This is a genomic window from Streptomyces sp. Je 1-79, from assembly GCF_025195125.1.
GTDB lineage: Bacteria > Actinomycetota > Actinomycetes > Streptomycetales > Streptomycetaceae > Streptomyces.
Map to the genome: position 1 here is coordinate 136813 of NZ_JAMGSL010000014.1, position 21629 is coordinate 158441.

At 72.8% G+C, this 21629-nt stretch carries 22 protein-coding genes and 5 tRNA genes; 18 read left to right on the top strand and 9 right to left on the bottom strand.

Annotation, left to right across the window (positions count from 1 at the left end; all coding sequences use genetic code 11):
- The first annotated feature begins 197 nt into the window (after nucleotides 1-197).
- From M5362_RS26830 to M5362_RS26865, 8 genes are all read left to right on the top strand, one after another.
- Nucleotides 198-1244, top strand: a complete 1047-nt coding sequence (locus tag M5362_RS26830) for a methionine ABC transporter ATP-binding protein (protein WP_260230348.1) — start codon at nucleotides 198-200, stop codon at nucleotides 1242-1244.
- Nucleotides 1241-1909 carry a methionine ABC transporter permease gene (locus M5362_RS26835; RefSeq protein WP_260230349.1) on the top strand — a complete coding sequence of 223 codons (669 nt, stop codon included), beginning with the start codon at nucleotides 1241-1243 and terminating at the stop codon, nucleotides 1907-1909. Before M5362_RS26830 ends, M5362_RS26835 begins: the two co-directional genes overlap by 4 nt.
- A gap of 92 nt (nucleotides 1910-2001) precedes the next feature.
- Nucleotides 2002-2859: a MetQ/NlpA family ABC transporter substrate-binding protein gene (locus tag M5362_RS26840; RefSeq protein ID WP_260230350.1), complete on the top strand. Its 858-nt coding sequence runs from the start codon at nucleotides 2002-2004 to the stop codon at nucleotides 2857-2859.
- 176 nt (nucleotides 2860-3035) lie between these two features.
- The gene (locus M5362_RS26845) at nucleotides 3036-3671 is read left to right on the top strand and encodes a GNAT family N-acetyltransferase (protein ID WP_260230351.1); all 636 of its coding nucleotides are present in this window, start codon (nucleotides 3036-3038) and stop codon (nucleotides 3669-3671) included.
- A gap of 70 nt (nucleotides 3672-3741) precedes the next feature.
- Nucleotides 3742-4947, top strand: coding sequence for a precorrin-6y C5,15-methyltransferase (decarboxylating) subunit CbiE (gene cbiE / locus M5362_RS26850; protein WP_260230352.1), 1206 nt, complete (start codon nucleotides 3742-3744; stop codon nucleotides 4945-4947).
- 330 nt (nucleotides 4948-5277) lie between these two features.
- The gene (gene cobT / locus M5362_RS26855; protein WP_260230353.1) at nucleotides 5278-8841 is read left to right on the top strand and encodes a nicotinate-nucleotide--dimethylbenzimidazole phosphoribosyltransferase; all 3564 of its coding nucleotides are present in this window, start codon (nucleotides 5278-5280) and stop codon (nucleotides 8839-8841) included.
- Between the two features lie 240 nt (nucleotides 8842-9081).
- Nucleotides 9082-10323, top strand: coding sequence for a uroporphyrinogen-III C-methyltransferase (gene cobA, locus M5362_RS26860; RefSeq protein WP_260230354.1), 1242 nt, complete (start codon nucleotides 9082-9084; stop codon nucleotides 10321-10323).
- A 64-nt stretch (nucleotides 10324-10387) separates the two neighbouring features.
- Nucleotides 10388-11206 (top strand): RNA methyltransferase, encoded by an 819-nt coding sequence (locus M5362_RS26865; protein WP_260230355.1) that lies wholly within the window; start codon nucleotides 10388-10390, stop codon nucleotides 11204-11206.
- A gap of 22 nt (nucleotides 11207-11228) precedes the next feature.
- On the opposite strand, the gene M5362_RS26870 is transcribed toward M5362_RS26865, so the two are convergent.
- Nucleotides 11229-12389, bottom strand: coding sequence for a serine/threonine-protein kinase (locus tag M5362_RS26870; RefSeq protein ID WP_260230414.1), 1161 nt, complete (start codon nucleotides 12387-12389; stop codon nucleotides 11229-11231).
- A gap of 195 nt (nucleotides 12390-12584) precedes the next feature.
- On the opposite strand from M5362_RS26870, the gene M5362_RS26875 reads away from it, so the two are divergent.
- The 4 genes from M5362_RS26875 to M5362_RS26890 all read left to right on the top strand — a co-directional run bounded on the left by M5362_RS26875 (nucleotide 12585) and on the right by M5362_RS26890 (nucleotide 14746).
- Nucleotides 12585-12818: a hypothetical protein gene (locus M5362_RS26875; protein WP_260230356.1), complete on the top strand. Its 234-nt coding sequence runs from the start codon at nucleotides 12585-12587 to the stop codon at nucleotides 12816-12818.
- A gap of 187 nt (nucleotides 12819-13005) precedes the next feature.
- Nucleotides 13006-13173 carry a hypothetical protein gene (locus M5362_RS26880; protein ID WP_260230357.1) on the top strand — a complete coding sequence of 56 codons (168 nt, stop codon included), beginning with the start codon at nucleotides 13006-13008 and terminating at the stop codon, nucleotides 13171-13173.
- Between the two features lie 312 nt (nucleotides 13174-13485).
- On the top strand, nucleotides 13486-14418 hold the full coding sequence (locus tag M5362_RS26885; protein ID WP_260230358.1) for a phosphotransferase family protein: 933 nt from the start codon (nucleotides 13486-13488) through the stop codon (nucleotides 14416-14418).
- A gap of 40 nt (nucleotides 14419-14458) precedes the next feature.
- On the top strand, nucleotides 14459-14746 hold the full coding sequence (locus M5362_RS26890) for a zf-TFIIB domain-containing protein (RefSeq protein WP_260230359.1): 288 nt from the start codon (nucleotides 14459-14461) through the stop codon (nucleotides 14744-14746).
- 58 nt (nucleotides 14747-14804) lie between these two features.
- On the opposite strand, the gene M5362_RS26895 is transcribed toward M5362_RS26890, so the two are convergent.
- From M5362_RS26895 to M5362_RS26915, 5 genes are all read right to left on the bottom strand, one after another.
- Nucleotides 14805-14879: transfer RNA gene (locus tag M5362_RS26895), tRNA-Val, on the bottom strand.
- Between the two features lie 44 nt (nucleotides 14880-14923).
- Nucleotides 14924-14995, bottom strand: a tRNA-Val gene (locus M5362_RS26900).
- A gap of 39 nt (nucleotides 14996-15034) precedes the next feature.
- Nucleotides 15035-15106 (bottom strand) — tRNA-Val (locus M5362_RS26905).
- Nucleotide 15107: 1 nt separating this feature from the next.
- Nucleotides 15108-15181 (bottom strand) — tRNA-Cys (locus M5362_RS26910).
- 39 nt (nucleotides 15182-15220) lie between these two features.
- A tRNA-Gly gene (locus tag M5362_RS26915) sits at nucleotides 15221-15293 on the bottom strand.
- 234 nt (nucleotides 15294-15527) lie between these two features.
- Here M5362_RS26915 and M5362_RS26920 point away from each other — a divergent pair.
- The 3 genes from M5362_RS26920 (at nucleotide 15528) to M5362_RS26930 (ending at nucleotide 18320) form a co-directional block, all read left to right on the top strand.
- On the top strand, nucleotides 15528-16580 hold the full coding sequence (locus tag M5362_RS26920; protein ID WP_260230360.1) for a chorismate-binding protein: 1053 nt from the start codon (nucleotides 15528-15530) through the stop codon (nucleotides 16578-16580).
- Nucleotides 16577-17407: an aminotransferase class IV gene (locus tag M5362_RS26925; RefSeq protein ID WP_260230361.1), complete on the top strand. Its 831-nt coding sequence runs from the start codon at nucleotides 16577-16579 to the stop codon at nucleotides 17405-17407. The genes M5362_RS26920 and M5362_RS26925 overlap by 4 nt, the downstream gene beginning before the upstream one ends.
- Before the next feature lie 73 nt (nucleotides 17408-17480).
- Nucleotides 17481-18320 (top strand): GNAT family N-acetyltransferase, encoded by an 840-nt coding sequence (locus M5362_RS26930; RefSeq protein ID WP_260230362.1) that lies wholly within the window; start codon nucleotides 17481-17483, stop codon nucleotides 18318-18320.
- Nucleotides 18321-18344: 24 nt separating this feature from the next.
- Here M5362_RS26930 and M5362_RS26935 read toward each other — a convergent pair whose 3' ends face one another.
- On the bottom strand, nucleotides 18345-18860 hold the full coding sequence (locus M5362_RS26935; RefSeq protein WP_260230363.1) for a DsbA family protein: 516 nt from the start codon (nucleotides 18858-18860) through the stop codon (nucleotides 18345-18347).
- Between the two features lie 166 nt (nucleotides 18861-19026).
- On the opposite strand from M5362_RS26935, the gene M5362_RS26940 reads away from it, so the two are divergent.
- Both M5362_RS26940 and M5362_RS26945 read left to right on the top strand, forming a co-directional pair.
- On the top strand, nucleotides 19027-19461 hold the full coding sequence (locus M5362_RS26940; RefSeq protein ID WP_260230364.1) for a hypothetical protein: 435 nt from the start codon (nucleotides 19027-19029) through the stop codon (nucleotides 19459-19461).
- 79 nt (nucleotides 19462-19540) lie between these two features.
- A complete protein-coding gene (locus tag M5362_RS26945) occupies nucleotides 19541-19708 on the top strand; it encodes a hypothetical protein (protein WP_260230419.1) in 168 nt (55 codons plus the stop codon).
- Nucleotides 19709-19742: 34 nt separating this feature from the next.
- Here M5362_RS26945 and M5362_RS26950 read toward each other — a convergent pair whose 3' ends face one another.
- Nucleotides 19743-20300, bottom strand: a complete 558-nt coding sequence (locus M5362_RS26950; protein WP_260230365.1) for a CGNR zinc finger domain-containing protein — start codon at nucleotides 20298-20300, stop codon at nucleotides 19743-19745.
- Between the two features lie 299 nt (nucleotides 20301-20599).
- Nucleotides 20600-21013: an SsgA family sporulation/cell division regulator gene (locus M5362_RS26955; RefSeq protein ID WP_015032345.1), complete on the bottom strand. Its 414-nt coding sequence runs from the start codon at nucleotides 21011-21013 to the stop codon at nucleotides 20600-20602.
- 190 nt (nucleotides 21014-21203) lie between these two features.
- Here M5362_RS26955 and M5362_RS26960 point away from each other — a divergent pair, with 190 nt between their 5' ends.
- Complete coding sequence (locus M5362_RS26960) at nucleotides 21204-21626, top strand: TIGR02611 family protein (RefSeq protein ID WP_260230366.1); 423 nt, start codon at nucleotides 21204-21206, stop codon at nucleotides 21624-21626.
- Nucleotides 21627-21629 lie beyond the last annotated feature (3 nt).

The following is a 21629-nucleotide window of genomic DNA, read 5'->3' on the forward strand; positions in this document are numbered from 1 at the left end:
GTCTCACGCCCCGAAGCGAGACCCCGACGGCCGAGCCGATCCGACCGCCCGAACCGGCGCCGGACCGTGCCCGCCCCGCGCACACACCGCCTTTCGGTCACCACCGGAGCCGGCCCTTCTGCGCCTGACTGTCCGAACGACGAATGCCCCGTGCCCGGCGGACCCCGCGCCGCGCACTCGACAGTACGGAAACCCCTGTGATCACCACTTCGGGCCTCACCAAGGTCTACGAGTCGCGAGGCCGCCAGGTCACCGCTCTGGACGGTGTCGACCTCCACGTCCGCGAGGGCGAGGTGTACGGCGTGATCGGCCAGAGCGGCGCCGGCAAGTCCTCGCTCATCCGCTGCGTCAACCTCCTGGAGCGCCCCACCTCCGGAACCGTGACCGTGGACGGCGTCGACCTCACCGCGCTCGCCGCCTCCGGCCGCCGCGCCGGCAAGGACCTGCGCCGCGCCCGCAGCAGCATCGGCATGGTCTTCCAGCACTTCAACCTGCTGTCCTCCCGCACGGTCAAGGACAACATCGAGCTTCCCCTGGAGATCCTCGGGGTCTCCGGCGCCGAGCGCACCCGCCGCGCCCTGGAACTCCTCGACCTCGTCGGCCTCGCCGACAAGGCGAAGGCCTACCCCGGCCAGCTCTCCGGCGGCCAGAAGCAGCGCGTCGGCATCGCCCGCGCCCTGGCCGGCAACCCCAAGGTCCTGCTCTCCGACGAGGCCACCAGCGCGCTCGACCCGGAGACCACCCGCTCCATTCTCCAGCTGCTGCGCGACCTCAACCGGCAGCTCGGCCTCACCGTCCTGCTCATCACGCACGAGATGGACGTCGTCAAGACGATCTGCGACTCGGCCGCGCTGATGCAGAAGGGCCGGATCGTCGAGTCCGGCACCGTGAGCGAACTGCTCGCCACCCCCGGCTCCGAGCTGGCGGCCGAGCTCTTCCCGGTCAGCGGCGCCGCCACGGGCCCCGAGCGCACGGTCGTCGACGTCACCTTCCACGGCGAGGCCGCCACCCAGCCGGTGATCTCCCAGCTCTCCCGTACGTACAACATCGACATCTCGATCCTCGGCGCCGCCATGGACACCGTGGGCGGCAAGCAGATCGGCCGGATGCGGATCGAACTGCCCGGCCGTTACGAGGAGAACGTCGTGCCCGTCGGCTTCCTGCGCGAGCAGGGCCTCCAGGTCGACGTCGTCGAAGAGGACGCCGCCGCCGGCGCCGTACTCGTCAAGGAAGGTGCCAAGTGACCTGGTCGGAGATGCAGCCCCTCCTCGAACAGGGCACCGTCGACACCCTCTACATGGTCCTGTGGGCCACGGTCGTCACCGTCCTCGGCGGACTGCCGCTCGGCATCCTCCTCGTCCTCACGGACAAGGGCGGCCTGCTGCAGAACACCGTGGTCAACAAGGTCGTCGGCGTGATCGTGAACATCGGCCGCTCGCTGCCGTTCATCATCCTGCTGATCGCCCTGATCCCCTTCACGACCTTCGTGGTCGGCACCTTCATCGGCCCCACCGCGATGATCGTGCCGCTCGCCATCGGCGCCATCCCCTTCTTCGCGCGCCTCGTCGAGACCGCGATCCGCGAGGTCGACCACGGGCTGGTCGAGGCCGTCCAGTCCATGGGCGGCTCCGTACCGACGATCGTCCGCAAGGTGCTGCTGCCCCAGGCGCTGCCCTCGCTGGTCTCCGCCGTCACCACCACCGTCATCGTGCTCGTCGGCTACTCCGCGATGGCCGGCGCGGTCGGCGGCGAAGGCCTCGGCTCCAAGGCGATCACCTACGGATACCAGCGCTTCGACACCCAGTTCATGCTGGTCACCGTCGTCGTCCTGATCGCGATCGTCACCGTCGTCCAGCTCATCGGCGACCTCGCCGTCCGCCTCCTCGCCCGCCGAGGACGCACGGCCTGAGCCACCGCCCCACCCCCAGGCTTCGTTCGTCGAAGAAAAGCCCGGACTCGTTGTCCAGGCGTCCACCGCACCACCAGAAAGAGGCACTTTTCGTGCGTAAGAACATCAAGCTCACCGCCGGTATCGCCGCCACCGCCGCGCTCGCCCTGGGCCTCACCGCCTGCGGCACCGCGTCGGACCCGTCCTCCGCGAAGGACTCGGCCGGCTCCGCCGACAAGCCGCTCGTCGTCGCCGCGTCCCCGACGCCGCACGCCGACATCCTCAACTTCGTCAAGGACAACCTCGCCGCGAAGGAGGGCCTGAAGCTGGAGGTGAAGGAGTTCACGGACTACGTCCTGCCGAACACCGCCACCGAGTCCGGCCAGGTCGACGCCAACTTCTTCCAGCACAAGCCGTACCTCGACGACTTCAACAAGAAGAACAACACCCACGTCGTCCCGGTGGTCAACGTGCACCTGGAGCCCCTCGGCCTCTACTCCAAGAAGGTCAAGGCGCTCTCGGACATCAAGGCCGGCCAGACCATCGCCGTCCCCAACGACACCACCAACGGCGGCCGCGCGCTCCAGCTGCTCGCCGAGAACGGTCTCATCACGCTCAAGGACGGCGTCGGCACCAACGCCAAGCTCTCGGACATCACGGACAAGAAGGGTCTGGAGTTCAAGGAGCTGGAGGCCGCCACCGTGCCCCGCGCCCTGAACGACGTGGATGCCGCCGTCATCAACGGTAACTACGCCATCGAGGCCAAGCTCTCGCCCGCCAAGGACGCCATCGCTTTGGAGAAGGCGGAGGGCAACCCGTACGCCAACTTCCTCGCCGTCAAGGAGGGCAACGAGAAGGACGCGCGCGTGCAGAAGCTCGCGAAGCTCCTCAACTCGCCCGAGGTGAAGAAGTACATCGAGGACACCTACAACGGCTCGGTCGTCCCGGCCTTCGGTGCCGTCGCCAAGTAAGGCCCGCAGTACAGTACATGCAACGAAGGCCCCCGCATCCCGTCCGGTGCGCGGGGCCTTCGTCGCATCCCGCCGTATCTGACGCCACATCGGACCCGGCCATGCACACCGGCAGCTGCATGCTGCATGCTGTGCGTTCACGGTCGATTCGGACGGTCCACGGCATGGAGCTGCGCATGACTACCACCTTTCCGGACATCTCCATCAACACGGACCGGTTGGTGCTGCGCGCGCTCGAAGAGGCGGACGCCCCCGCCCTCGCCGAGATGATGAACGACGAGATGGTCGCGGCCTGGACCGCCGTCCCCCAGCCCTACACCGAGGACGCCGCGCTCCGCTGGATCACCGAGTACGCCCCCACCGAGCGCACCGAAGGCCGAGGCCTCGACCTGGCCGTCACCGAGTTCCTCACCCAGCGCCTGGTGGGGATCATCCAGCTCAGCAACACCAACTGGCGGGTCCGCTCCACCGAGATCTCCTACATCGTCGCTCCCTGGGCCCGCGGCGAGGGATACGCCACCGAGGCCGCCCTCGCCACCGCCCAATGGCTCTTCGGCGACCAGGGGTTCGAGCGCATCGAGCTGCGCACCGCGGCCGACAACACCGCCTCCCAGCAGGTGGCCCAGAAGATCGGCTGCATCAGCGAAGGAGTCCTGCGCGGCGCGTGCATAGCCCGCACCCGCACCGAGGACGGCACATGGGCCGACCTGCGCACCGACTTCATCGTTTGGGGCCTGCTCCCCGAGGACCTCGACGGGGTCGCCGACCAGATGGCGGAGGCCGGCTACTCGTCCTTCACCGACTGGAGCTGAGCCCGCAACCGATCCCGGGTACCCTCGACACGCCCCCGACCTGCGACAAGACCTCAGGAGACAGACGACGATGGCCGACCGGGTCACGGTGATCGGCTGGGACGGCTCGCCCCTCACCCCAGCGGCCCGGTCCGCGCTCTCCGCCGCCACGCTCGTGGCCGGCGCCGCGCACCACCTCGCGCTGCCCGAGGTACCGCCGGGAGCCGAGCGCATCCGCCTCGGCAGCGTCGACCTCGCCGCCCGCCGCATCGCCGGCCACCGCGGCACCGCCGTCGTCCTCGCCGACGGGGACCCCGGCTTCTTCGGCGTCGTCCGCACCCTGCGCGCCCCCGAGCACGGCCTGGAGGTCGAGGTCGTACCCGCCGTCTCCTCGGTCGCCGCCGCCTTCGCCCGCGCCGGCATGCCCTGGGACGACGCCCGGATCGTCGTCGCCCACCAGCGCACCCTGCGCCGTGCGGTCAACGTCTGCCGGGCCCACCCCAAGGTCGCCGTCCTCACCTCGCCCGGCGCAGGACCCGCCGAACTCGCCCTCCTCCTCGACGGCGTCCACCGCACCTTCGTCATCTGCGAGGAGCTCGGCACCGACCGCGAGCAGGTCACCGTCCTCACCTCCGACAAGGCCGCCGACCACGCCTGGCGCGACCCCAACGTGGTCATCGTCATCGGCGGCACGGCCGGCGCCCCGCCCGGCGGCTGGATCATGGGCCAGGAGACCCCGGCCGTACGCGGCTGGGCCCTCCCCCCGGACGACCCCTCCGCCGCCCGGGGCGGCAGCGGCGAGGACCCCACCCTGCGCGCCGCCCAACTCGCCCGCCTCGGCCCCCGCGTCGGCGACCTCGTCTGGGACATCGGCTGCGGCGGCGGCGCGCTCGCCGTCGAGTCCGCCCGCTTCGGCGCCGCCGTCATCGCCGTGGACGCCGACCCGGACGCCTGCGCCCGCACGGAGGCGGCCGCCCGCCGCCACGGCGTCCAGCTCCAGGCCGTGAGGGGCCGGGCCCCGCACGTCCTGGAACGGCTCCCCGAACCCGATGTCGTACGGATCGGGGGCGGCGGCGTGCCCGTCGTCACCGCCTGCACCGACCGCAGGCCCGAGCGGATCGTCGCCCACGCCTCCACCCGCGACGAGGCCGAAGCCATCGGCGCCGCCCTCTCCGAGGGCGGCTACACGGTCGAATGCGCCCTCCTGCAGAGCGTCGGCCTCGATCCCGGCGACTGGTCGGAACGCGACCGCTCCGTCGTCTTCCTGCTGTCCGGACGCCGGTCGACCTCCCCCTAGCGTCGCTGGGAGCACCCCACCCGTGACCGAGCGGCACCGCGGGGCCGGGTAGGCTGGCCGATCGTCGTACCGCACCCGGACCTTCGGTGCTTTGTTCGCCCATGTCCGGATGTAGGGACCTCTTCAGGTCGCTGTGTGGTACGCGACGACCGGGGGACGCGCGACGTGGCGCAGTCCACAGCAAACCGTGGCGGATCCGCCTGTCATGACGGCCGACGGCCGCGACAATGCTGGGGTGTCCGCGCGTCATTCGTGCCGCACGGCGCGCACGCTCGTTCTTGTTGACGGGCGAAGGTCTGAAGGAGCACAACCGATGGGCGAGGGGTACGCATGACGGACACCGGCCAGGTCCCGGGCGAGGGGCTGCCGGAGAACGCAGGCATGGTCGAGCAGCCGGGCATCCCCGCTCCGGGCGCGTACACCTTCCTGGACCCCTCCGAGAGCGCAGCCGAGGACGACGACCTGCTTCTGATGCCGGGCGCCCAGGGCGCCTGGAGCGAGCACCAGCCGGGCTCCGTGCCCGCGCCGCCCGTCACCGTCCCCGCACCCGGCATGATGCAGGGCCAGCTGCCGCCGATGGGCGACCCGCTCACCGACCCGCTGGCCGGGCCGATCGCCGACGCGCTGGCCGCCCAGGCCCCGATGGCCCCGCCCGTCGCCCCGGTCGCCCACGAGGCCGTCTCCACCCCCGCGCACGGCGTCCCCGCCGCTCCGGAGTCCGTCCACGGTCTCTCCACCCCGGCGCACGGCGTGCCGACCCCCTCGCACGGCGTGCCGATGCCCGTCGAGTCCGGTCAGCTCCTCTCCACCCCCGCCCACGGCGTGCCCGTCACGCACCAGGAGCCGTACGCGGCCGAGGTCGTGACCGACCACGGCTACGAGCCGGGAATCCTGGACACCGGCGCCCACGAGGCGGCCGGCCGCGACTCCGGTTCGGTCGACCTCGGTGGTGTCCGTGTGCCGCCGCCGGCCGCCGCGCCGACCCCGCCGCCCGCCCGCCGCCCGCTGCACATGGGCCCGCCGGTGCCGGAGAACAACGGGGGAGTCGTACGGTCCCTCGCCGACCGCGGCCCCGCCTCCGCCGTAGCCGCGCCCGCGCCCGTCGCGGCCCACGCCGCCGCGAGTGCGCCCACCCCGATCCCCGCCCGGATCCCCGGCCCGCCGGCGACCGGCCCCGAGTACCTCGACGACCCGCAGGAGCAGCCGGCCGCTCCGGTCGGGCCGCAGCGCGGCGACATCCCGCCGCAGGGCGCCGTTCCGTGGGACGCGCAGCCCCAGGGGCCCGTGCAGCAGCCGATGCCCGCAGAAACGGTCGGCCAGTTCGTCCAGGTCGAGGGCACCGTCCCGACGACCCCGCACCTGGCGCCGACACCGGCCGCCGGGATCCCGGTGGCCGAGCAGCCCGTCCAGCAGCCCGTCGCCGAGGTTCCCGCCGTGGCGGAGGCCCGGCCCGTGGAGGCGGCCGCTCCGGTCGACGTGCCCGTGGAGGAGGCCCCCGCGGCCGTCCCCGCGCCGCGCGACGGCGGCCCGGCCGCCGCCGTGCCCGTACCTCCGGTCGAGGAAGCCGCCGCCGAGGCGGTGCACGAGCCCGTGACGCCCGAGCAGGAGCAGGAGCAGCCCGAGGCTCCTGTCGAGGCCGAGCCCGAGGTGGAGACGGGGGCGGAGGCTGCGGTCGAGACCGTGGCCGAGCCCGAGCCCGTCGTCGAGCCGGTGGCGGAAGCTCCGGCGGCGGAGGAGCCCGCAGCGGCGGAACCCGCCGTCGAGCCGTCCGAGCCGACCGAGCAGGTCGAACCGTCCGAGCCCACCGAGCAGGTCGCGCAGGTCGAAGAGGCCCCGGCGCAGGAGCCCGTGGCGGAGCCGCTGCCCGACGAGGCGGTCGCGATCGACGAGCCCCCCACCGAGCCGGCCCCGGCCGCCGCGGAGCCCACGGAGGCCGCAGAGGCCGTGGAGCCCGCCGCCGCCGGAGAGTCCGCGGAGACCGCGGAGCCCGCCGTAGCCGCAGAGCCCGTCGCGGCGGAGGCCGCAACTGAGGAGTCCGTGGCCGAGGAGCCCGTGGCCGAGGAGCAGCCCCTCGACGAGGAGCCGGGCGCCCAGTCCGGTGCTGAAGAGCCCGGCGTCGACGAGCCCGCTGCTGACGAGCCCGGCGTCGATGAGCCCGTCGGCGCGCCCGCGCCCGGGTACGACGACGCCGAGCGCGAGGCCGTGCTCCGCGTCATGCGCGAGCGCCGCGACATCCGCAACGGCTTCCGCTCCGACCCGATCCCGCACGAGGTGCTGCTGCGCGTCCTGGAGGCCGCCCACACGGCCCCCAGCGTCGGCCACTCCCAGCCCTGGGACTTCGTCGTCATCCGCTCCGCCGAGACCCGCCGGAGCATGCACGAACTCGCCCAGCGCCAGCGCGAGGCCTACGCCAAGTCGCTCCCGAAGGCCCGGGCGAAGCAGTTCAAGGAACTGAAGATCGAGGCCATCCTCGACACCCCGGTGAACATCGTCGTGACCGCCGACCCCACCCGGGGCGGCCGGCACACCCTCGGCCGCTACACGCAGCCGCAGATGGCGCCGTACTCCTCGGCCCTCGCCGTCGAGAACCTCTGGCTCGCCGCCCGCGCCGAGGGTCTCGGCGTCGGCTGGGTCAGCTTCTTCGACGAGCGCGAGATGGTGCGGGCCCTCGGCCTGCCCGAGCACCTCGAAGTGGTCGCGTACCTGTGCGTCGGTTACGTCGACGAGTTCCCCGAGGAGCCCGAGCTGATGCAGGCGGGCTGGTCCAAGCGCCGCCCGCTGTCCTGGGTCGTCCACGAGGAGACGTACGGCCGCCGGGCGCTGCCCGGCGAGGAGCCGCACGACCTGCTCCAGGAGACCGTCTCCAACATCCGCCCGCTGGACGCCAAGGCGCTCGGCGAGGCGTGGGAGCGGCAGAAGCGCATGACGAAGCCCGCGGGGGCGCTCGGCATGCTGGAGATCATCGCCGCGCAGCTCTCCGGGCTCTCCCGGATGTGCCCGCCGCCGATCCCGGAGCCCGCGGCCGTCGCGATCTTCGCCGGCGACCACGGCGTGCACGCCCAGGGCGTCACCGCCTGGCCCCAGGAGGTGACCGGCCAGATGGTCGCGAACTTCCTCGGCGGGGGAGCGGTCTGCAACGCCTTCGCGAACCAGGTCGGCGCCGAGGTCTGCGTCGTCGACGTCGGTGTCGCCTCGGACCTGCCGGCCACCCCCGGCCTGCTGCCCCGCAAGGTCCGTCCCGGCACGGGTGACTTCACGACCGGTCTCGCCATGACCCGCGAGGAGGTGCTCGCCGCGATCGAGGTGGGCATCGAGACCGCACGGGACCTCGTGGCGGCGGGCAACAAGGCCCTGCTGACCGGCGAGATGGGGATCGCGAACACCACCGCGTCCGCCGCGCTGATCTCCGTGTACACGGGGGTCGACCCGGTCGAGGTGACCGGTCGCGGCACCGGCATCAACGACGAGATGCACGCCCGGAAGGTGGACGTGGTCCGCCGCGCCCTCGACCTCCACAAGCCGGACCCGGCGGACCCCGTCGGTGTCCTCTCGGCGGTCGGCGGCCTGGAGCACGCGGCGCTCGTCGGCCTGATCCTGGGCGCGGCCTCGCTGCGTACCCCGGTCGTGCTGGACGGCGTCTCGACGGGCGCGGCGGCGCTCGTGGCCCGGGCGGTCGCGCCCGAGTCCCTGGCCGCCTGCATCGCCGGCCACCGCAGCGCCGAGCCGGGCCACGTGGCGGCCCTGAACAAGCTGGGTCTGCGTCCCCTGGTCGACCTCGACCTCCGCCTGGGGGAGGGCACCGGCGCCCTCCTGGCACTCCCGATCGTGCAGAGCGCGGCCCGCGCGATGCACGAGGTGGCCACGTTCGACTCGGCGGGCGTGACGGAGAAGTAACCCCCGCGCCAGCCCCCCCGTGACCGGTGTGCCCACCCTTCCGCCCCGGCGGAACGGGTGGGCACAGCCCACGGGGGCGGTGCGTGCCCGTGGGCCGCCGGGCCCGGGGCCCTGCCCTGGGGGACATCCGTCACAGGGTCGCCCCCTCCCGGTGACCGATATCGTGGGCACCGGTCCCCACCAGCCGCTTCACCGCCGCAGCGGCCCCCGCACCCCGCCTCTCCGAGGAGCCGTACACCCATGGCCGACCCCGTCGAGACCGCCGCGTACCCCGCCTACCCCGTCGGACTCCGCCTCTCCGGCCGGCGCGTCGTCGTGTTCGGCGGCGGCCAGGTCGCGCAGCGCAGGCTCCCCGCCCTGATCGCGGCCGGTGCCGACGTCACCCTGGTCTCCCCTTCCGCGACCCCGTCCGTCGAGGCGATGGCCGAGGCCGGCGAGATCACCTGGGTCAGGCGCCGTTACGAGGACGGGGACATCGCAGACGCCTGGTACGCCCTCGTGGCCACCAGCGACCCCGTCGCCAACGCAGCCGCGTCCGCCGAGGCCGAGCGGACCAAGACCTGGTGCGTGCGCTCCGACGACGCCGAGGCGGCCACCGCCTGGACCCCGGCCACCGGCCGCAGCGAAGGCGTGACCGTCGCCGTCCTCACCGGCCACGACCCCCGCCGCTCCGCCGCCGTGCGGGACGCGATCGTCGAGGGCCTGCGGGACGGCTCCCTCGCGGCCCCGCAGCACCGCTCCCGTACCCCGTTCGTGGCGCTGGTCGGCGGCGGCCCCGGCGACCCCGACCTGATCACGGTCCGCGGCCGCCGGCTGCTCGCCGAGGCCGACGTCGTCATCGCCGACCGCCTCGGCCCCCGCGACCTGCTCGACGAACTGCCCCCGCACGTCGAGGTGATCGACGCGGCGAAGATCCCGTACGGCCGGTTCATGGCGCAGGAGGCCATCAACAACGCGCTGATCGAACACGCCAAGGCGGGCAGGTCGGTCGTACGGCTCAAGGGCGGCGACCCCTTCGTCTTCGGCCGCGGCATGGAGGAGGCCCAGGCGCTGGCGGCCGAGGGCATCCCCTGCACGGTCGTCCCCGGCATCTCCAGCTCGATCTCCGTCCCCGGCGCCGCCGGCATCCCGGTCACGCACCGCGGGGTGGCCCACGAGTTCACCGTCGTCAGCGGCCATGTGGCGCCCGACGACCCGCGCTCCCTCGTGGACTGGGCGTCGCTCGCCAAGCTCACCGGCACGCTGGTGATCCTCATGGGCGTCGACAAGATCGGGAAGATCGCCGAGGCGCTCGTGGCGCACGGCAAGTCCCCCGAGACCCCGCTCGCCCTGGTCCAGGAGGGCACCACGGCCACGCAGCGCCGGGTGGACGCCACGCTGGCCACGGTCGCGGAGACGGTCAGGGCCCACGAGGTCCGGCCCCCGGCCGTCATCGTCATCGGCGACGTGGTCACGGAGGGCCCCGACAAGCTGGTGAGGTGACCCGGGGCCGAACTCCCCCTCGCACGACATTGGCACCGCATCCCGGACAAGGCAGTATCACCTCGTGGCCGAACTCATCACGATCGACGACCCCGACGACCCGCGCCTGCGCGACTACACCGGCCTGACCGACGTGGAGCTGCGCCGCAGGCGCGAGCCCGCCGAGGGTCTGTTCATCGCCGAGGGCGAGAAGGTCATCCGCCGGGCCAGGCAGGCCGGGTACGAGATGCGGTCGATGCTGCTCTCCGCCAAGTGGGTCGATGTCATGCGCGACGTCATCGACGAGGTCCCGGCCCCCGTGTACGCGGTGCAGCCGGAGCTCGCCGAGCGCGTCACCGGCTACCACGTGCACCGCGGAGCCCTCGCCTCCATGCAGCGCAAGCCGCTGCCGAGCGCCGAGGACCTGCTCCGTACCACCCGCCGGGTCGCCGTGATGGAGTCGGTCAACGACCACACCAACATCGGCGCGATCTTCCGCAGCGCGGCCGCCCTCGGGATGGACGCGGTGCTGCTGTCGCCGGACTGCGCGGACCCGCTCTACCGCCGGTCCGTGAAGGTCTCCATGGGCGCGGTCTTCTCCGTCCCGTACGCCCGCCTGGACACCTGGCCGCGCGGTCTGGAGGCGGTGCGGGAGGCGGGGTTCAAGCTGCTCGCCCTCACCCCCGACGAGAAGGCCTCCCCGATCGACGTGGCGGCCCCGCACAAGCTTGAGCGGGCCGCGCTGATGCTCGGCGCCGAGGGCGACGGACTGTCCACGCAGGCGCTGCGGGCGGCGGACGAATGGGTCCGCATCCCGATGGCGCACGGGGTCGACTCGCTCAACGTGGGCGCGGCGGCGGCCGTGGCCTTCTACGCGGTGGCGAGCGGCCGCCCGCAGGACTGACCGGCGACGCCCGGGGCGGGCTCTAGCCCTGGAGGGCCTGCGCCGCCGCGATCCCCAGGGCGACGACGAGCGTCACCACGACGAAGACGAAGAGCCGCTGCCGCAGCAGCCGCGGGTTGGCGGGGCGGCGGCCCGTCGAGGTCGTGCGCGCGCCACCGGGGCGGGAGGGCGAGGGGCGCCCGTTGGGCCGGGACTGCGAGGCGCGCGAGGAGCCGCCGCCCGTACGCGGTGACGACGGTCGGGAGGCAGGGCCCTGGGTCCGCCCCTGCGTACTGCGCTCGGTGTACCGCTCCGTCGGCCGGCTCCCGGTCGACTCCTCCGTACGCTCCCGCTGCGCCGGCGGACGGGCCGTCGGCAGCCCCTGGGCCTCGCGGGCGGCGATCTCCTTGAGCCGCATGGACAGTTGCAGTGTGCTGGGCCGGTCCTCGGGATCCTTGGCCAGACATGCCCGGACGAGCGGCGCCAGCGCGTCCGGTACGCCGCCGAGCTGCGGCTCCTCGTGGACGACGCGGTAGAGCATGACCTCGGAACTGCCGTGGCCGAAGGGCGAGTCCGCCATCGCCGCGTACGCCAGGGTGGCACCGAGCGAGAACACGTCCGTGGCCGGGGTGACGGCCGCGCCCCGCACCTGCTCGGGCGCGAGGAAGCCGGGGGAGCCGACGGCCGTCCCCACGTGGGTGAGGGTGCTGGCGCCGGTGGCCCAGGCGATGCCGAAGTCGATGATCCGGGGGCCCTTGGGGGACAGCAGGATGTTCGAGGGCTTGAGGTCCCGGTGGACGACACCGGCCTCGTGGACGGCGACCAGGCCCTCCGACAGCGCGGCCCCGATGGCGGCCACGTCGGCGGCCCGCAGCGGGCCCTCCTCGGCGACCCGGTCGTGCAGGGAGGGTCCGGGCACGTACTGGGTGGCGAACCACGGGCGGTCGGCGTCCAGATCGGCGGCGACCAGCCGGGCGGTACAGCCGCCCCGGATCCGCCGGGCCGCGGAGACCTCCCGGGCGAACCGCGACCGGAACTCCTGGTCCTCGGCGAGATCCGGCCGGATCACCTTCAGCGCCACCCGCTGCCCGCGCCGGTCGGACCCCAGGTACACGACCCCCATCCCACCGGCCCCGAGCCGGCGGTGGAGCCGGAACGACCCGACGATCCGCGGATCCTCGCGCCGGAGCCGCATCATCGCCATGTCCGTCCCCTCGTCCGTTCGACGTGGCACAGCTTACGTAGTGACGACCCGGTGTGCTCATAGGCCGCGCCCTCGCGCGCGGATCGATTGTCAGTGCTGGGGAGGACACTTGAGGGGTGGTCAGGGCGGCGGAACGGACGCCCGTCCGGGCCGCGGGATTCTCCAACATCCAATCGCAGAAGGGGGATTCGGTCGATGAAGGGTGATCGCGTGGAGATAGTCGTGGACGCGGGGGACACGACACGGACGTACGAAGTGGTGGCAAGCCGGGCGGGCCGGAGGGTGGAGACGGCCGTACGGCGCGGGGTCGTGGAAGTGAGCGAAGTCACGCGCACGGGGGTGGTCGTCCGGACGGCCCGGTTCATGGCGAGCCGGGTCCTCGCACTGGTCGAGCAGCCGGTCCCTCTCAGGGAAGACCCTCAGACCTAGGCCGCGCCCTCCACCCTGGGGAGTACGCCGTGGGGTGCTCCTCATCCTCCGGGAGGCCCGGAGATCGGTACGCGGGCATGACGTCCGGGCGGCATCCGATCCCTAGTGTTGAGGTCAAGCGGCGGGTGCAGCACTCGTCCCCCGAGGTCAGACACCCGCCGCTCCAGAACAGGACAGGAGAGGACTCATGGCGTACCCGGCACCGCGGTTCACCACCCGACCTTCGGGCCGCCGTCACCCCCTGGTGGCGACCGCCATGGTCCTCCCTCTCGCGACCCTGCTGGTCGTCGTCTTCGGCGGCTGGGACGCAGTGGTCACACAGGCGTCGTCCGTGGGCGTGATGCTGGGGCGCTGAACGGCGCCCCGGACCCGGGAGAGCGGCCCGGGTCGGGGACATCCGGCCAACAACCCCGTGGGGACGGGGGTGCGGCGGACGGCAGCGTGCGGCCGGTCAGCTGGGGAGCTGACCGGCCCTCGCGCGTTCCCGGCCGCCGAGCGTTCCCGGTCGTCGAGCCCCCGGCCCGAGCGCCCTTCCGGGCAAGCCCGGGCCCCGGACGGGAGCGCGCCGGGGAGCCCCCGCATTGCGCACGTGCCCCGGGAGGAGCGCGCCGGGCCCCCGCACCGGCCACCGCCCCCGCAGCGCCACCGCATTGCGTACGCTCCCCGCGTGGAGCATGCCCAACTCGAACAGCTCAGCGACCTCGCGCGGGACGCCGCGCACCGGGCCGACGCGGCCTGCCCGTGCGCCCCGCACGCCAGTACCGTCCTCGCCGACCGCGACGACGGCACCGTCGTGCGCCACGGAGCGGTCGTCGTGAAGGCCCACGCCCCCGGCCTCGACCCCGACGAGCACGCCGCCAGGATCGCCGTCGCCGCCCTCGACGCGCTGGGCGGGATCCTGCTCCCGCCCCATGTCCCACCCACCCCCACTGTCGCCGCCCGGCCGCTCACCACCTGGCCCTACGGCGTTCCCGTCGACCCCGCCGATCCCGACGCCGCCCCCTGGGAGGACGCGGCCCGGCTCCTCGCCCGGCTCCACCGGACCACGCCGCCCCCCGGCCTGCCGCCCATGCGCGCGCCGGTCAAGGCGGCCCTCGCCGTCGAGCGGATGCTCCGCTCCGGCGCCCCGCGTTCCGCCGTCGGGACCGTGCTCCGTGCCTGGCGCACACTCCCCGAGGAGACGGTGGCCCACGACCTCCTCTGCCACGGCGACTTCCATCTCGGTCAGCTCGTGCGCGACCCGCGGACCCCCGGCGCCCCCTGGGTCCTCATCGACGTGGACGACCTCGGCCTCGGCGACCCCGCGTGGGACCTGGCGCGCCCCGCCGCCTGGTTCGCCGCCGGCATCCTGTCCCCGGACGTCTGGTCCCGCTTCCTCGACGCGTACACGCGGGCCGGCGGCCCCGCCGTCGCCGCGCACGACCCCTGGGCCCAACTCGACATCCCCGCCCGTGCCCTGACCGTCCAGACCGCCGCGCTCGCCCTCGCCAAGTCGACGGCCGAAGAGCGCCCCCTCGACGAGGTCGAGGAGGTGATGATCGACACGTGCGCCCGAATAGGCTCGCTCCGAACCGAGTTGGCCCGGCCTGCGTCCCCATAAGCTGAGAGCACCATTCGAACGGCAGGGAGTTGAGCCGACCATGCAGTGTCCCAAGTGCCACGCGGCGATGCACACGTACAACCGCAACGGTGTCCAGATCGAGCAGTGCAGCGGCTGCCGGGGGATATTCCTGGACTACGGCGAGCTGGAGGCCCTGACCCGGCTCGAGTCCCAGTGGGTCCAGCAGGCCCCGCCCGCGCCCGCCCCGCCGGCCTACCCGGGCCAGGCCGCGCCCGTCGCGCCCGCCTGGGGCGCCCCGCACCACGGTGGCCACCACGGCGGTCACCACCACCAGCGCGGCTTCGGCCGGATGCTCTTCTCCTCCTGACGAGGAGCGGGTACGACGAAGCCCCCGGTCGCGAGAGGCGACCGGGGGCTCCGTCGTATGGTGCGCGATACTGGGATTGAACCAGTGACCTCTTCCGTGTCAGGGAAGCGCTCTCCCGCTGAGCTAATCGCGCGGGCCGGTCCCAAACCATACAGGACCAGGGGTGGTGTTGCTGCGTGCGCGATACTGGGATTGAACCAGTGACCTCTTCCGTGTCAGGGAAGCGCTCTCCCGCTGAGCTAATCGCGCGGGACGGTCCATGCGGACCGGATCTTCGGTTGTTCTGCGTGCGCGATACTGGGATTGAACCAGTGACCTCTTCCGTGTCAGGGAAGCGCTCTCCCGCTGAGCTAATCGCGCTTGGAGGTGGAGACGGGATTTGAACCCGTGTAGACGGCTTTGCAGGCCGTTGCCTCGCCTCTCGGCCACTCCACCAGGAGTGAATACAGGGGTTCGGGAAGATCCCCCACATCGAGCGGACGACGAGATTCGAACTCGCGACCCTCACCTTGGCAAGGTGATGCTCTACCAACTGAGCCACGTCCGCTTGTCGGTTCCGTTCCGCTTGCGCGTCCCGGCGACGTGTTGAACTCTAGCGGATTCCTGGGCCAGCACAAAAACGCGTTTCCGCAGCGTGCTGAGCCGCGCACGGAGCCGCGTGGCCGGGAGCGTTCGCGCGACGTTCACTCCCCGTGTCCCCGAGGTGGCGCGCAGCCGCCTCAGGAGAGCGCCCCCTCCCGGCCGGGCCCGCCCGCGCGTCCCACCCGCCTAGACTCGATTCGTGCACGACCTTGCTCCTCTGGCCCGCTTCGGCGGCCTCGTCGCGACCGACCTGCGGGACGTCACCAGCGACCCCGCGGCCCTGGACTCCGTCGGCTTCTGGGCCGTCTCCGCGGACTTCGAGGGCCGGCTGACCTGCGCCCGCTTCGGCGACGTACGCGTGGACCCCGTCCCCGCCCCCACCCCCGGCGCCTGGCGCGGGCCCGGCGCCGGTGACTGGACGTCGTCCCTCGACCGCGCCGCGTACACCGCGGGCGTCCGCGCCATCCGCGCGCACATCGCGCGCGGTGAGGTCTACCAGGCGAACCTCTGCCGCGTGATGTCCGCGCCGCTGCCCGACCCCGACGCGGCCGACGTCGACGCCCTCACCGCGCTGCTGGCCCGCGGCAACCCCGCGCCGTACGCCGGAACGATTCGGCTGCCCGCCCACGGGGTGGAGATCGCCACCGCGTCCCCCGAGCTCTATCTGCGCCGCGACGGCGCCACCGTCGAGTCCGGCCCCATCAAGGGCACCGGGCGCACCGCCGAGGACCTGCTGGAGAAGGACCACGCCGAGAACGTGATGATCGTGGACCTCGTGCGGAACGACCTCGGCCGGGTCTGCGCCACCGGCTCGGTCACCGTCCCCGAGCTCTGCGCCGTCGAGCCCCACCCCGGCCTGGTCCACCTGGTCTCCACCGTCCGCGGCCGGCTCGGCGAGAAGGCGGGCTGGCCGGAGCTGCTCGCCGCCACCTTCCCGCCCGGCTCCGTCACGGGCGCCCCCAAGTCGAGCGCCCTGCGGATCATCGAGGCCCTGGAGACCGCCCCCCGCGGCCCCTACTGCGGAGGCATCGGCTGGGTCGACGCCGACCGCCGTACCGCCGAGCTCGCCGTCGGCATACGGACCTTCTGGATTGACCGCCCCGAGGGTCTGCTCCGCTTCGGCACCGGCGCCGGCATCACCTGGGGCTCCGACCCCGACCGCGAGTGGGCGGAGACCGAATTGAAGGCGTCGCGCCTGCTGGCGGTAGCGTCGGGCCGGTACGAGGCGAGCGGAAAGGCCATATCGCGATGAAACTCTGGGTCAACGGCGGACTGCGCGACGCGGAGGAAGCACAGGTGTCCGTACTGGACCACGGGCTGACCGTCGGCGACGGCGTCTTCGAGACGGTCAAGGCCGTCCGCGGCGAGCTCTTCGCCCTCACCCTGCACCTGGAGCGGCTCACCCGCTCCGCACGCGGTCTGGGCCTGCCCGACCCCGACCTCGACGAGGTCCGCCGCGCCTGCGCCGCCGTCCTGGAGGCCAACCCGATGGAGCTCGGCCGGCTCCGCATCACGTACACCGGCGGACTCTCGCCGCTGGGCTCCGAGCGCGGCGACGCCGGTGCCAGCCTCGTGGTCGCCCTCGGCGAGTCCGGCCGCCGCCCCGACTCCACCGCCGTGATCACGGTCCCCTGGACCCGCAACGAGCGCGGCGCGCTCACCGGTCTGAAGACCACCTCGTACGCCGAGAACGTCGTCGCGCTCGCCCGCGCGCACGAACAGGGCGCCTCCGAGGCGCTGTTCGCCAACACGGTCGGGCAGCTCTGCGAGGGCACCGGCTCCAACGTCTTCGTGGTGCTAGACGGCCGCATCCACACCCCGCCCGTTTCCTCCGGCTGCCTGGCCGGGATCACCCGCGCCCTCGCGGTGGAGTGGACCGGCGCGCAGGAGACGGATCTGCCGCTGGACGTCCTGCGGAGCGCCGAGGAGATCTTCCTGACCTCGACCCTCCGCGACATCCAGGCCGTGCACCGCGTCGACGACCGCGGGACGACGCCCGCGCCGGGGCCGGTGACGGCGAAGGCGATGAGGATCTTCGACGAGCGCGCGGCGGCGGACCGGGATCCGCGCCTCGCGTAGAACGGCCGCGGGGCGGAACCACGTCGCGCAAAACCTGATGACGGACGGCCGGAGTCTGGGTAGAACACCCGTGATGACCACCACCCTGCGGCCGGCCGAGCCGCTTCAGCAGACCGCCGACGGCGGACGTTCGCGCACCTATGACGTCTGTGTGAACAGCCGTCGCGTCGGCTCCGTACGGCTCGCCACCGCGGCGGGCTTCGGCGCCCGGGCCGGGGTGATCGCGGATCTGGGCATCGACGAGAAGGACCGCCGCCGAGGCCGGGGCACCGTCGCGGCGCTCGCCGCGGAGGAGGTGCTGCGCGGCTGGGGCTGCGGCGAGGTCCAGATCTCCGTACCGTCGCGGGCGGAGGCGGCGCTCAGGATGGCGCGGGTGCTCGGCTACACCGAGCGCGGCCGGAACATGGCCAAGGAGCTCCCGGCTCAGCCGCCGGCGCTGCCGCCCGGGGTCGAGGTCCGGCCGATGACGGCGGCGGAGTTCGTCGTGTGGGAGGCGAAGGCCAAGGAGGGCTACGCGCGGAGTTGGATCGAGCGCGGGGTCCCCGCGGACCAGGCGCGCGCCAAGGCCGAGGCCAGCCACCGCGAGCTGCTGCCGCAGGGGCTGGACTCGCCCGGGGTGGCCATCAGCGTGGCGGTGCGGGACGGCGCGACGGTCGGCCAGGTGTGGACGGCCGCCCGCGATCTGGAACCGGGCGTGTCCGGGAGCTACGTCTACGACATCGAGGTCGCCGAGGCCCATCGGGGCCAGGGCTACGGCCGGGCCCTGATGCTGGTCGCCGAGCGGGTCGCGCTCGGCGCCGGGGAGCGCCTGCTCGGACTCCATGTCTTCACCGGCAACACCCCGGCCATCCGGCTCTACGAGTCGCTCGGCTACCGGACGACGTACGTCAACAGCTACAAGGCCCTGCTCTAGGGCGCCCCCCGTCTGGGGAGTGCGTCAGGCGGCGAGCAGACGGTCGGCGATCTCCTCGACGCGGGCGCGCAGGCCGTCCTGGCTCTGGCCGCCGTCCAGCCGCTCGCCGCCGACGACATAGGTCGGGGTTCCGGTGACCTTGATCGCCTTGCCCTCGGCCTGGTCGGCGTCGACGGTCAGCAGATGGCGCCCGTCGATCAGGGCGGTGTCGAACTCCTCGGCGTCCAGGCCCAGTTCGGCCGCGATCTCCAGGAGCACGGGCTCGCCGCGCTCGCCGAGCTCCGCGGTCCTGGCGAGCAGCGCCTCCGCGTACGGCCAGCCCTTGCCCTGGTCGGCGGCCTCCTCCGCGGCCTGCGCGGCGGCGTAGGCGTGCTTGTGCTTCTCCAGCGGGAAGTGCCGCAGCTGTACGTCGACCCGGTCGCCGTACTTCTCGCGCAGCGCGCGTACGTCGTCGAGCGCGCGGAAGCAGTCGGGGCACTGGAGGTCGAACCAGGCCTCCACAGTGACGGGGGAGGCGGACGGGGTGGTGGAGTCGCTCATGAGGGCAGTCTTCCAGCCCGCGCGGGCACGGCCCAACCGGGACCTGGGGAGGAGATCCGGCAGGGGTGACCCGGAGATCTCCCTGAGGTAGGCCCCGGAAGATGGCCGCGGGGCGTGCCGGCGGTGCAGGATGGAAGGGACGTATCGCCCGGCCCAGGAGGATCGCATGCTCGCCGAGACCATCTTTTCCGCGGTGTCCGTGGCGGGCATGGGCATCGCCGCGATCACGGCGTACCGCAAGCGTTTCCTCGCCGCGACACGGATCGCCGCCTACTCCCTCGTGCCCATCGGCCTGGTGATGACGGGGGCGGTGGAGTGGGCCTTCGACACGGCCTTCAGCCCGACCGCCTGGGCGGGCTTCGGCGTACTCGGCGTGGCCTGGCTGCTCTTCATGTCCAGCCGAGCCGTCGAGCGGCGCAGGTCGGGCCGGAAGAAGGCCGAGCAGCTCGCGACGGGTGAGCGGCCCGGAACGGTCGCACCGGCCGCGTCCGCGCCCTCGCTGGGCCGCGGGCAGCGCGGTGCGACCCCGAAGCCGCAGGAGACGAAGGCCGGGGACGACTTCAGCGACATCGAGGCCATTCTGAAGAAGCACGGGATCTGACATGCGGGGCATCCACGGGATGTGATGAACTCCCGCTCACGAGGGGCGTGTTGCGGGCGGTCGCGGGGCGCGCTGCGCCATGATCGCTCCCGAGATGCTCGATACCTCCCGGGATCATGTTCCCGCCCCCACCGAAGAACCGCGCGGTTGCCTCTTCGCGCTCTCCCAGCCGCCGCTGATGATCTTCCTGGCGGTGATCGGCTTTCTGCTCCTGACGGCCGCCGTGCACGACCTCTTCCTGCTGTGAGGCGGCCCGCCGCCGCGGGGCGGCTCACGGCTTCTCAGCCGGCGGCTTCCTTGCGGCGCGCGCGGTACGCGGCGACGTGGAGCCGGTTACCGCAGGTGCGGCTGTCGCAGTAGCGCCGCGAGCGGTTGCGGGAGAGGTCGACGAAGGCGCGGCCGCAGTCGGGAGCCTCGCAGCGCCTCAGTCGCTCCTGCTCGCCCGCGACGATGATGAACGCCAGCGCCATCCCGCAGTCCGCGCCGAGGTGGTCGGCGACCGAGGCGCCCGGCGCGAAGTAGTGCACGTGCCAGTCGTAGCCGTCGTGGTTGGTGAGCTGCGGCGTCGTGCCCGCGGCGGCCACCAGCTGGTTGATCAGCGTGGTCGCGATCCGGGTGTCCTGTGCCGCGAAGACCGCCGCGAACCTGGCCCGCACCTCCTGGACGGCCCGCAGGTCGTCCTCGTCGAGGGTGCCCACGTCGCTGATGTCGTGGGCCCGAACGAAGGTGCGCAGCGACGGGACGTCCACGAGCTCGTCGTCGCGGTCACCCTGGGGCGCGGTGTTCATCAGATCGACGACGGTGTCGAGGGCGATCCGGGTGTCGTGGGGGATCAGCACGATTCGCTCCCTGGCCGGCTGCGGGCGGACGCCCGCGGAATTGCGCTGACTCTAGCGGCTTCGCCGCGCCCGGCCGGGAGGGGTCCGAAAGCGGGCCGGAACGGGACCGAAACCCGGCCCCGACCGGAGGGCCCGGGACCGTCGGCCGCGAGCCGGGATCGGGCCGCGGGCCGGGAACGGGCAGCGGCGCCCTCTTCCGCGCCGGCTGCGCGGTGAGGACGCCGATGTCTGCCGTATGGGGTTGTCCGCGCGGCGCCGTCGCCCCGAGTCGGACGGCGCCGTGCGGCTCTCGGCCTGGCTCAGCTGTCGGCCAGGATGTGGGAGAGCTCGGTGTCGAGGTCGAAGTGACGGTGCTCGGTGCCCGGTGGGACCGCGGCGTCGGTCCGCTTCAGGAACGACTCCAAGGCCCTCGCCGGGGCCTCGAGCAGGGCTTCGCCCTCGGGGGAACTCAACGCGATGCAGACGACGCCCTGACCGTGACTGCGGGACGGCCAGACTCTGACGTCGCCGGTGCCGGTGGGCCGGTGCAGCCCCTCGGCGAGAAGGTCGCGGGCGAAGACCCACTCGACCGTCTCCTCGGCTCCGGTGTGGAAGGTGGCGTGCACGGCATACGGATCGGCCGTGTCATACCGCAGGCCCGCGGGTACAGGCAGTGAGGACTCGCTCGACACAACGAGGCGCAGGTGCAGCTCGCAGCTGACCGTGGTGTTCATAAGCGCCAGGGCCTTTCGCTCAGTGTGCGCTCGGGGATTCGCACGTCGGCGAAATCGACATGCCACCTACGGTGCCGTTGTAAACCCCTCTGTCTGTTTTGTGATCGTTCAGGTAGCTCGTATGGGGGTGTGTAACTTTGGGTAATACCGCCAAATGAGTGAGGACGTTCCGTCGGGTAAGTTGGTGACCATGAATGCGGAGAGTGACGAGCGCACCGGGGAGTCCGCGGCCGACGGGGAATCCGAGCTGGGATCCCGGGCCCCCGAGTTCATCAAGGCCCGGCGGAGCCTGCATGTGAGCTGGCAGGTCGGCGTCTTCATCGTCGGGCTGGCGGTGGTGGGCGCGGGCGTCGTCATGCTGCCCCTGCCCGGCCCCGGCTGGCTGGTGATCTTCGGCGGCATGGCGATCTGGGCCACCGAGTTCGTCTGGGCGCAGCTCGTGCTCCGCTGGACGAAGAGGAAGGTCACCGAGGCCGCTCAGCGCGCCCTCGATCCGAAGGTCCGGCGGCGCAACATCATCCTGACGACCGTCGGCCTGGTGATCATCGCCGCGCTGCTCGGTTTCTACCTGTGGAAGTACGGCTTCGTCATGCCGTGGAAGATCAACGACTGACCT